This is a genomic window from Bartonella sp. AC70YNML (genome assembly GCF_042196545.1).
In the GTDB taxonomy this organism is placed as follows: domain Bacteria; phylum Pseudomonadota; class Alphaproteobacteria; order Rhizobiales; family Rhizobiaceae; genus Bartonella.
The window spans coordinates 104261-115780 of the sequence record NZ_JBHIQK010000006.1 but is presented as its reverse complement, the minus strand read 5'-3'; the positions used below and the strand labels follow the sequence as shown (position 1 = coordinate 115780).

Sequence of the window (11520 nt, the reverse complement as noted above, 5' to 3'; positions counted from 1 at the left end):
CTTATTTGGAATGGGCTAAGGAGCATGATGAAGATGGACGTGATATCGGCATTGATCTGGTCGCTACAATCCGTGATGATATCTGTGATGATAATCAGTCACTAAAAGACGCTGCTTAAATAACGCGTGGGCGCGGCGGGGGCACCCTCCTTTAAACATCTCATTTAAAAATTTAAATCTCTTTATAAAGGAATTGTGCTCATGCAAAAGAAGTTTGCACTCACAAATGAAACGCGTGTATTTGGTAAACATATTCTCTACCGTATTAAAGCATTAAAAGATTTTGCTGATATCAAAGAAGGTACCTTAGGCGGCTTTATTGAAAAGGAAGATAACCTCTCTCATGAGGGCAATTGCTGGGTCTATGATGAGGCTTGTGTCTATGGTCATGTAAGAGTGTATGAAAATGCAAAAATACGCCATTTTTCTCAGGTCTGTGGTCATGTCTATGGCAATGCCGAGGTCTATGGCTCTGTTTATGGAAATGCCAAGGTCTGGGGTAAAGCCTATGGCAATGCAAAATTAAACAGTCAAAGTAAAGTAAGTGTCGTTCCCAAAAAATGTGAGGTTTATGAAAACGATAATATTATCAAGATTACAGATACAGATAAATAAATGACAGGCATGGACGGCGCCTTCTTTATGGTTATAAACGCATATAAAATGCATTGCTATAAACATATCATAAAAGAGAGAGTAAAATAAAAGAAATCCGTGCCAAATGATATGACGCGGCTTTCAAAATGAATCATCCATATGGAGTAATGAGTGCATATATACAAAACGTATCATATTGCAAGCGCTCTATTATCATTATCTTTATGAAAACTTATCAAAAGGAATGTAAATGTTGCATACGATTTTTACTCACTCATTTTAACAAGAGAGCCTATAAACGCTTGTTATGGCTATCAAACGTATCAAACAAATCAAAACGCTTGGTAGCTTTATCAAAACCCGCTTTTTACATTTACGAGCGTTGGTTTTCAAAACAATCTCTCATAAGACAATAAACAACAGATTTTATCAAACGCAAGGCTTTAAAAACTGTTATAAACATCAGTTTCAAACATTTAAACATGCATTTAGAAAAGCTTTCATAAGCGTATTTTCATTTTGCACTCAAATGTAACTTCTTTGCAAATTAATCGCTCTATATTTGGCTAGCAAAATTAAGTAAAATCCCATGCCTTATGATGTTAAAATATTTTTGAATTTTGCTTGCTTATCTTTGCCTCAATAGCAGCCCCCAATTTTGGGGTGAGTAAATCACTAAGTTCATATTTTGCTCTGTGCTTTTAAACGGTAACTTTTAAAACGTTTTTTAGTACCATATCTAAGTAGATAGTATTCTACTGCTATGGCATTGTTCGTTTCCATTTTTTTGTGGAAACGAATACAGTTTCGTTTTTAAAAATTAGTATAGCTGTTGTGATGATACTATATTTATGCTTCTTACTTATCGTTTCTAAATTTTTAGAAAGCTTTTTTAAAAGCGATCTTTTCTTTAAATCCTTTTATGCAATCTTTAAAATGTTCGGTGTTATGATGATGCTGTTATAACAGCTCTCTATTTTATGCTTCTCAATTTTGAGAACTGTAATTTTATGTTTTTATCATGTGATTAACAATCCAATCATTAAAACAAGATATGATCTTTAAACGTGTGTTATCGATAATTCCAAACAATTAAATTTTAAAACAATGTGATTTGTGCTGTGATAAAAACGTGTCATAAAATTTATAAACTGTTATGAATGATATCTGCTTTTCATTTGAATGACACATGCGTTATAACATTTACATGATGATTTGCTTTTTATGGTCTATTCATACATGGCAATCTTATATAAAAAATAGTCAAATGAATCATGCATAAAAGTGTGGATTCTTAAGGGGATTCATATAAAATAATTACACTCAAACTATTGACTTTATTGTATTTTTTATTATTATATCTTATATGCTTGATAAGAGATGACCTTCGATCTCACCAACATTCGCACATAGCGTATGAAATCCACTAATCTTTTTAGAATTATCCTCTGTATAGCCATCAGGAGCCGTCAGATTTTGCGAAAGGTCAAAGGATAGCTCATTCGTCTGATCTTTTAAGATAAGATATATATAATAATTCTTTCCTGCTTCAAGATCTTGGTCAAAAGTCATCCTTCCATGCTCTGGAATGCCGTAAAAGAGGTACCTACCCCCCACATTCTCACCACCATGATAAAAGCGAAAACATGCCCCTTCATTGATCACAAGACCTTTTCTATTTTTCGGATCGGCTTCCAGAATTCTGTCAGGTTGATGAAAACGCACATCCTCTAAAAAATTAGTGGAAAGAGAACCTACATTACCTTGAAGTTCAGAAAGACTGTCACTGTTCCTCTGAGCCTTCTCTTGAACTTCTGTCAATGCACTCTTCGCTTCTTCCGCTAACACTTTTGCCTCAGAGGCGGCTGTATTCGCAGAATTTGTCGTTGCTGTCACCGTGTCTAATGAACTCCTGACCTCTCCAAGCCCTTGCTTCGTCGTATCAGCTTTTTCTTTTGCTTGCTCCGCAACACTCTTCGCTTCTTCCGCTGTTGTCTTCGCAGTCTCAGCTACTTCCTTGGCTTCTACAACCAAAGGTTCTACCTTATCCGCCTTAACCTGCGCTACTTCACAAATGATCAGATCAAATTCTGATAAACCGTATTTCTTTTAAGCATCCGAAATCACTTGGATTGATTGGTAAGTAGCAAACACCACAGTCATTGCATTTACTAATACTTTATTTTCTTTTTTCAAAGCTTTTAAGCATCAGTTGGTAGCTGATAGAGCGAGATCTGAGACATCGAGTTCGGCAGCAGCATCTTTGTTTTACGACACTTGCCAACTTATGTATCAGAATACACCACAAAGGAATGAAACGGTACTTCTGTATAGCGTGTCCATTCTCTTATTGTTTGTGACATCAAAGCCAGAAAAGGCACGAAAAACAAAACACGCTCTCCAGTTTCGGCTATTTGTTGTGCTATCTTAAAGCTGGTAAAAATCTTCTCCGTTCCACATACCATAATAAGTTTGCCACGGTCTGCTTCTTTTAAACCCTCATAGACTTTCTCATACTTTTGGATTTGTTGAAAAGTTATCCCTAATTGGTGCCCTAATTGCTTTTACGACATTCCCAGCATTTTTCTTTAAAAGCGAATTTTTTGCCTATAGAAATGCCGTTAAAATGTAGCTTTTTCTTTTCACTCTTAAGCTCCCCCCGCTGGGTGCGAGCACCCTCGCATTAGTATTCCGAGAGCCTGAAAGTATTGAACACGAAACAGATCTTTTCTTTTAGTGCTCATAGCACCTAGATATAGAAAAATATCCCATAATTCCGAGACACCAACAGAGTAGGCCATTTTTATGATCAAACTTTAGGGCTTTCAGACTCTACTGATCGCTGCGTAGATGAGTAAAATCACTCTTTAAGTAATAAAGTAATTTCAGGAAATTGGCAATCAAAATTAAAGTAATCTCAAAGACTATAAGATTGGGCACTCTTCAAAAGAGGATAATGCGAAGGGCTGTCATCGTGGTTAGTCATCACCCCACACAATGCTTCTTTTCCAGAAAACGCAAAACGCGATATAAGAAAAAATGTTGTTTGCAAAATTTTCTCTTGCCTATACAAAGAGAAAATAAAAAATTTGGAGGGCTCCCATGATAAATGACATCTACTGTGTTGGATACAATTATGTTGAACATGTTCATGAACTAGGCAATATTGTTGAAGATGAACCCGTTATCTTTAGCAAGCCAAAAAGTTCACTCGTTTTAGGCAATGAAATTTATCTTCCTAACTTTTCTAAAGAAATCCATTTTGAAACTGAAATTGTGCTCAGAATCTCAAAGGACACTTTCATGGTCACAGAGAAAGAAGCAGAAGAATGCTATGATGCCATAGCAATAGGTCTTGATATTACCGCAAGAGACTTGCAAACAAAACTGAAAGAAAAAAAGCTTCCTTGGCTTTTATCTAAAGGATTTAAAGGAGCGGCATACGTCTCTGACTTCATAAACAAAGAAAAAATAAACAACCCAATAACCTTTACAATGAAGTTAAATGGCGAAACGAGGCAAGTTGGCAATACGAAAAATATGATCTTTAGCTTTGAGAAAATAATATCATTTTTAAGTCACTACATTCAGCTAAGGCGTGGTGATATCATATACACAGGCACTCCACAGGGCGTAGGAAAACTCTCTAAATTTGACAGAATAGAATTATATCTTGAAGCTCAATTAATCTCAGAGCTAAAAGTAGAATGAGTCATCAAATACTAACCTTTTTCATTGTTTCATTTTTTTTAGTCATCTCACCGGGACCAAACATGGCCCTTATCATCGATAATGCAACGAGATTGGGGAAAAAGAACGCATTTATGAACGTTTTAGGGTTATGTACAGCAACATATGCGCATGGAGCATTTTCCATATTAGGGGTATCAGCACTCATTCTCAACAACAAAACGCTCTTTCTTTTAGTAAAACTCATGGGAAGCTGCTATTTATTATATATGGGCTTTAAATCGATTAAATCTGGAATACACAGCTTAAATTCAAAAGAAAAAATATCAACGAATGAAAAAAGCATTGTCGGTACAACAAAGCTTTTTACCAGCTATATGGATGGTTTTTTGACACAAATACTAAATCCCAAAGTATCAATATTTTACATAGCAGCCTTTCCAAAATTCTTAGCTTCTGGCGGTAGCATTAAAAAAGGCTTTGAACTTGTAACGATACATTCCTTCAACATCTTTACATGGTTTACTTTAATGACCATTTTTATATCATTCGCAAGCGCCACTTTAAAAAAGAAAAAAATAAAAGGATACATTAATATTGCGACAGGAACAGTTTTATCTCTATTTTCTTTTTTCATTTTCTTTGGATAATGTTATTTCGATAACAAATTTTAAAGTTAATAGAGCAATCTTTTCCTGATTCTGTCTCTCACTATGAATAGCTAAATCTCTAACAGAGCTTATACAATCCCCAGTTCTTTTTTTCTTTGTATAACTGAATTACGTTGCATTTCTTTATCATACTCTCAAGGACGCTTGTGTAAACAATGTGAGTCTCTCGTAACATTTTATAAAATGTTACCAATGTCTAAACAAAATCCTTATTCATCACTTTAAAAGAAAGAACTATGATATTGTTCTTTTCCTTTGTGAAACAAAAGTAATTCCTTCTCACTTATGATAGCATCATAAAAATAAAAAAATGATTTTAGAAATCATTTAAATTTTCCATTAAAAATTGTTCTTAAACTAAGATGAGAACTCTCGAGTGCTATTTGCAGTAAAAATTAAAACTCTCACCATTATGAATAATAATAAATAATGTACTGATTACAAATAATAAGTTTCAAAAAATTATAAAAACTCCTGACAACTTTCTGAAATAATTTTAAAAGCTCCACGTCTTTTAATGAACAATTTATTTGTTATTAATAACAATAAAAAGTTCCCTATTCAGATATCCGTTACGTTATTTAAGAGGAAAACATTCTCTTTTTTCAAAACCATATTCCTAAAACATATTCTTGTCTTTATCCACACAAAATCATAAAAAACGTTTTTTTCCTTTACACCTCATTTATATCATGCTTCGATACAGAATAATGCATTTTTAGTGTAATTTAATCTCAAAATAATTAAAGGGAACCCCCAAAAAATGAGCTATAAACAAAATTTAAAAGATGGTCCTCAGATGAAACTACAACGTGGCCTAGATAACCGTCACGTACAACTTATAGCCCTCGGTGGAGCTATTGGAACAGGACTCTTCATGGGATCAGGAAAAACAATTAGTGTAGCAGGCCCTTCCATCGTACTCGTTTATGCTATTATTGGATGTGCCCTATACTTTGTCATGCGTGCTATGGGAGAATTATTGCTTTCTAATTCACAGTACCGGTCCCTTATTGATTTTTCAACCGATATGCTAGGACCGGGAATCGCTTTCTTTGTAGGCTGGAGCTATTGGTTGAGCTGGGTTGTAACTGGAGCTGCAGATATTATTGCCATCATCACTTATATGCACTTTTGGTGGCCAACGCTTAATCCATGGATTGCCGTTTTTTCTTGCATTGGTTTCTTTTTAATTTTTAATCTCTTTGCCGTAAAACTATTCGGTGAACTTGAATTTTGGTTTGGTCTTATCAAAGTCGTAGCAATTTTAGCATTAATTGTTGTTGGTTTTTATATGATCGCTACGAGCTTTACTTCTCCCAATGGTACTGTTGCTTCTCTCAATCACGTATGGAACGATGGAAATATCTTTCCGCGAGGAATGACAGGTTTTTTTGCGGGATTTCAAATTGCCATTTTTTCTTTTGTTGGTATAGAAATTGCAGGAACAACTGCAGCTGAAGTCAAAAATCCTAAAAAAGTTCTACCAAAAGCAATTAATGCAATACCAGTACGTATTGTACTCTTTTACATCTTCTCTCTCATCGTGATTATGTCAGTCACACCTTGGGATCAAATTGTTCCAGATAAAAGCCCCTTTGTTTCGATGTTTTGGCTTGCTGGTATTCCGATAGCTGCTGGTTTGGTAAACTTTGTCGTTCTCACCTCGGCTGCTTCTTCGGCAAATAGTGGTATTTTTTCTACTAGCCGTATGATATATGGGCTTGCAACACAAAAAGGTGCTCCTCCAATTTTAGGTAAGCTTTCCAAATATCATGTTCCAGCCAATGCTCTATTCTTTTCCTGCTTATGTATTTTAATAGGGTATACAATTGCCTCACTCTCTCCAAGCCTCATAAGTGCTTTCACAATTGTGACGAGCATCTCAGCTATTGCATTTTTATTCGTATGGTCTGTAATTTTGGTTAGCTATATTGTATATCGTCGCAATCACCCTCATTTGCATGCTGAATCCGTCTACAAAATGCCAGGAGGAATTATCGTGTGCGGGATAATTTTAGTTTTCTTTGCTTTCATGCTCTATTTGTTAACGTTAGAAGAAGACACCCTAACAGCTTTAAAATACGGTATATTCTGGTTTATTTGCTTAGGCATAACCTATTTTACATTTGTAAAGAAAAAAATAACTCAAGGTAACAAATAAAGTCTATACATAAAACATCTCAAAAAAGGGTAATTTTAGTTACCCTTTTTCTACTTAACCTCCTCCCCAAACATCAAAAAACGACGATTCCTACCAGCGCCGGTTTGTGAACAATCCAGCTTATTAAGAGGGAATGCTGCTGATCATTTATATGGTTCACCTACATAAGGCTCTATGGGCTAGCCCTGCCCTGAATACTCACCACACATTATAAAAATACTTAATGCGTAAAAATGTTATATGCTTTATATCACTACTCTACACAACAGTATTTTACTGCACAATAAGATAAGAAACGAGCTATTCTGTAAAAAATTCTCTATAAACTTCACTGACATTGTTTACTAATAAAACATGAGATTTATCTAAAACTTTTTCCCCTCCAAAAGTTTATATTCAATTTTTTATCAAAATTAAAAATATAGCTTTAAACAGAATATATCTTAATAGCTATCTGCAATAAAAAAAGATTCTATGAAAATATTTTTCTATTTGTAATAAATTTTAAATATAAATAATTAAAGGTAAATTTTTAAATATATTTTTTAATATTTTAAATAATAGTCTAACTATTTAAACTTATTTTATTTATATATAAAGTTTTATATTTAATAAATTTGCAATTTTATTTATATTTAATATATTTAGAAATCTAAATTAATAAATAAATTTTAAATATAAAAGTTATTTATACAATAATTTACTATAAATAAATATATTAAATATAAATATTTATATAAATATAAATAATAATTATATGTAATATAATTTATATTATATATAAATTATATTACATATGTATAAAATATAAAAAATCAAAAAAATGTAATAAAATTTATCTTTTGTTTCTTATATATAAAATAATTATTCCATTAATTAATAATGTTTTTGCTTTATTCTCATATAGTCATAGAAAAAAATTCCTTTACTCCCTAGCTATATCATGTTTCGATAGAAGGGATTACCTTTTTTAGGGTAATTTTATCTTAAAATAACTAAAGGGAACCTCCCAAAAATGAATAAACAAAATTTAGAAAAAAAACCTAAGAAGAAATTGCAACGTGGACTACATAACCGACACATACAACTTATAGCCCTTGGTGGAGCGATTGGAACAGGTCTCTTCATGGGATCAGGAAAAACAATCAGTGTAGCAGGGCCTTCGATTCTACTCGTTTATGCAATTATTGGTTGTGCTCTATACTTTGTCATGCGTGCTATGGGAGAGTTATTGCTTTCTAATACACAATACCGATCTTTTATTGATTTCTCAACCGATCTTCTAGGGCCATGTGCCGGATTCTTTATCGGCTGGACATATTGGTTGTGTTGGATTGTCACTGGAACTGCTGAAATTATTGCTATTGTCACTTATACACACTTTTGGTGGCCTGAACTCAATCCGTGGATTCCTGTTATAATTGGTCTTATGTCCTTTTTAATTCTTAACCTCGTCGCAGTAAAACTATTTGGCGAACTTGAGTTTTGGTTTGGTTTTATCAAAATCGTAGCAATTCTAGTCCTAATCGTTGTAGGATTTTATATGATCTTTACCGGTTTTGTCTCTCCAAACGGTACGGTTGCTTCTCTTAGCCATATATGGAACGGTGGGAATATTTTTCCGCGAGGAATTACAGGCTTTTTTGCTGGATTTCAAATTGTTATTTTTGCTTTTGTTGGCATTGAACTCGCTGGAACAGCTGCTGCTGAAGTAAAAGAGCCTCAAAAAGCTTTACCACAGGCTGTTAATTCAATACCAATCCGCATTGTATTCTTTTATATATTCTCTCTTCTTGTGATTATGTCTGTGACGCCGTGGGATCAAATCAGTCCAGAAAAAAGCCCATTTGTAACAATGTATGCACTTATTGGTATTCCAACTGCTGCAGGTTTGATGAACTTTGTTGTCCTCACAGCAGCCGCATCTTCAGCAAATAGTGGAATTTTTTCTACCAGCCGTATGATATATGGGCTAGCAACACAAAAAGGTGCTCCTAAGTTTTTAGGAAAACTTTCTCGTAACCACGTTCCAGCCAATGCATTATTCTTTTCATGTTTATGCATCTTATTTGGTTATGCCGTTGTATCGTTATCTCAAACACTCATAGCTGCTTTTACAATTGTTACGACAATTGCCGCAACTTTGTTTATATTTGTATGGTCTATCATTTTGATCAGCTATATCGTCTATCGTCGCAATCGTCCTCTCCAACATACTGTCTCTCCTTATAAAATGCCAGGAGGTGTTGTTATGTGTTGGGCGCTTCTTATTTTCTTTGCATTCATTATTTATTTATTGTCATTAGAAGCTGACACTGCCATAGCTTTAAAATATACTCCAGCGTGGTTTATATTTTTAGGGATTGTATACTTTCTTTTTGGAAGAAAGAATTATGCAAAAAATTAAAAAATAAAGCTTATGTTGCCAAAAACATATAAAAAAGGGTAACTAAAGTTACCCTTTTTTTTGATATTTATCTATAAAATTATAAAAGCTATTGATCAAATATCTCTGTAGAAGCTTCAATTACGCTCTTTATCAACCAAAGCGTTAGATTTTATCCAAGGCATCATAGAACGAAGTTTTTTACCAACTTCTTCAATAGGATGATTATCATTTAAACGCCGCATACTTTTAAAATGAGCAGCACCAGCCTTATATTCTTGAATCCAATTCGATGTAAATTTACCCGTTTGAATATCTTTCAATATACGTTTCATTTCTGCTCTGGTTTTATCCGTAATCACACGTGGACCAGAGATATATTCACCCCATTCAGCTGTATTAGAGATCGAATAATTCATATTTGCAATGCCCCCTTCATACATGAGATCAACAATCAGTTTCACTTCATGTAAACACTCAAAATAAGCCATTTCTGGTGCATAACCTGCTTCCGTTAATGTTTCATAACCAGCTCGAATCAATTCAACAAGACCTCCACAGAGAACCGCTTGTTCACCAAAAAGATCAGTTTCGCACTCTTCTTTAAAAGTTGTTTCAATCACCCCAGCACGTCCACCACCAAGACCACATGCATAAGATAATGCTAAATTATGAGCATGCCCTGAAGCATCTTGCGCCACCGCTATTAAGCAAGGAACACCACAACCCCGTTGGTATTCATGACGAACCGTATGCCCTGGACCTTTAGGAGCAATCATCACAATATCAACGTTTTTTTTAGGTTCAATCAAGCCAAAATGAATGCTCAAACCATGCGCAAAAGCAATCGCTGCCCCATCGTGTAAATGATCATGAATATGCTCCTTATAAATATCAGCTTGCAATTCATCTGGCGTTGCCATCATGATGAGATCTGCCCATTTTGCTGCTTCAGCAACACTCACCACTTTAAAACCATCAGCCATGGCTTTTTTAACTGTTTCCGACCCTGGACGCAAAGCTATTTGCACATTTTGGACACCGGAATCTTTCAAATTTAAAGCATGCGCACGCCCTTGAGAACCATAACCAACAATGGCTACTTTTTTCCCTTTAATGAGATTAACATCCGCATCACGATCATAATAAACACGCATAAAAAAATTCCTTCTTTCTCTATTTAAACTGGATTTCAGATTACTTTTATTCAATAAGAAACATTATCTACAGTGCATCACACACTTATAAAGACAAAAAACACCGCTTATAAGAACACAGCAATTGAATAATTTTAAAGTTTACATATTGCATAGAAAAAACTGTAGTCTCCAAACATTCCTAAAACATATACGGATCCCCAAATAAACTTCAACTGCTATTCTACAAAAACAATAATTACACAAAATAAGATTTCTAAAGAAAATTTAGCTAATATTCTACTCTTTTATCGTGCAACAAAACGCTATATTCTAAAAATTAAGATACAACACACAATTTTTAACATGAACCAAATCAATATAGATAGCAAGAAAAATTACAAAATAACAAGTATTGTTTTAGTACAACCTTCAAAAGCATACACAGCAATATCTTTAGAATAATAGAGAAGACGCTTTTACTTGTTACATTCTTTAATAACCACGCCTCTCACGCAAAACAGAATGCCATTGTGTTATTCATTCATGCGCTTATTAAAAAATTCTTAATGCGCTCGAACTCTTTTCAATAGTCCTCTATAATAATCTAAGATTTATCGTACACGCCCCCCTTTACTTTATAAAGTTACAAGTTGATATCATCATTCTATTTTCTCGCTCCCAATATTGCAATAGCTCATATTACATTGAGCCTATTCATAAAAAGCATTTTGTGACTTTAAATCTGTTCGATGAAATCATCCCCCTTGCGCGTCACAAGCAGAATTGCATGTGAATATGTCTTATGAACCATCGCATGGCAAAAGCTGCCGCAACATTAAACGAGCCCAAAAATGAAGACGATAACTTATATCT

Annotated in this window: 7 protein-coding genes and 1 pseudogene; 5 read left to right on the top strand and 3 right to left on the bottom strand. The window is 34.1% G+C overall.

Annotated features, from left to right (window positions below):
- The first annotated feature begins 201 nt into the window (after positions 1-201).
- Positions 202-615, top strand: a complete 414-nt coding sequence (locus tag ACFIMU_RS05810; protein WP_375607004.1) for a hypothetical protein — start codon at positions 202-204, stop codon at positions 613-615.
- Between the two features lie 1344 nt (positions 616-1959).
- On the opposite strand, the gene ACFIMU_RS05805 is transcribed toward ACFIMU_RS05810, so the two are convergent.
- Both ACFIMU_RS05805 and ACFIMU_RS05800 read right to left on the bottom strand, forming a co-directional pair.
- A complete protein-coding gene (locus ACFIMU_RS05805; protein ID WP_375607003.1) occupies positions 1960-2631 on the bottom strand; it encodes a hypothetical protein in 672 nt (223 codons plus the stop codon).
- Positions 2632-2709: 78 nt separating this feature from the next.
- Positions 2710-3125, bottom strand: a pseudogene (locus tag ACFIMU_RS05800) (DEAD/DEAH box helicase family protein); the annotation flags it as partial.
- Between the two features lie 574 nt (positions 3126-3699).
- On the opposite strand from ACFIMU_RS05800, the gene ACFIMU_RS05795 reads away from it, so the two are divergent.
- The 4 genes from ACFIMU_RS05795 to ACFIMU_RS05780 all read left to right on the top strand — a co-directional run bounded on the left by ACFIMU_RS05795 (position 3700) and on the right by ACFIMU_RS05780 (position 9529).
- Positions 3700-4308, top strand: a complete 609-nt coding sequence (locus ACFIMU_RS05795; protein WP_375607002.1) for a fumarylacetoacetate hydrolase family protein — start codon at positions 3700-3702, stop codon at positions 4306-4308.
- Positions 4305-4937, top strand: coding sequence for a LysE family translocator (locus tag ACFIMU_RS05790; RefSeq protein ID WP_375607001.1), 633 nt, complete (start codon positions 4305-4307; stop codon positions 4935-4937). Before ACFIMU_RS05795 ends, ACFIMU_RS05790 begins: the two co-directional genes overlap by 4 nt.
- A gap of 784 nt (positions 4938-5721) precedes the next feature.
- A complete protein-coding gene (locus ACFIMU_RS05785) occupies positions 5722-7122 on the top strand; it encodes an amino acid permease (protein ID WP_375607000.1) in 1401 nt (466 codons plus the stop codon).
- 1015 nt (positions 7123-8137) lie between these two features.
- Positions 8138-9529, top strand: a complete 1392-nt coding sequence (locus ACFIMU_RS05780; RefSeq protein WP_375606999.1) for an amino acid permease — start codon at positions 8138-8140, stop codon at positions 9527-9529.
- Positions 9530-9645: 116 nt separating this feature from the next.
- Here ACFIMU_RS05780 and ilvC read toward each other — a convergent pair whose 3' ends face one another.
- Complete coding sequence (ilvC, locus tag ACFIMU_RS05775) at positions 9646-10665, bottom strand: ketol-acid reductoisomerase (protein WP_375610513.1); 1020 nt, start codon at positions 10663-10665, stop codon at positions 9646-9648.
- Positions 10666-11520 lie beyond the last annotated feature (855 nt).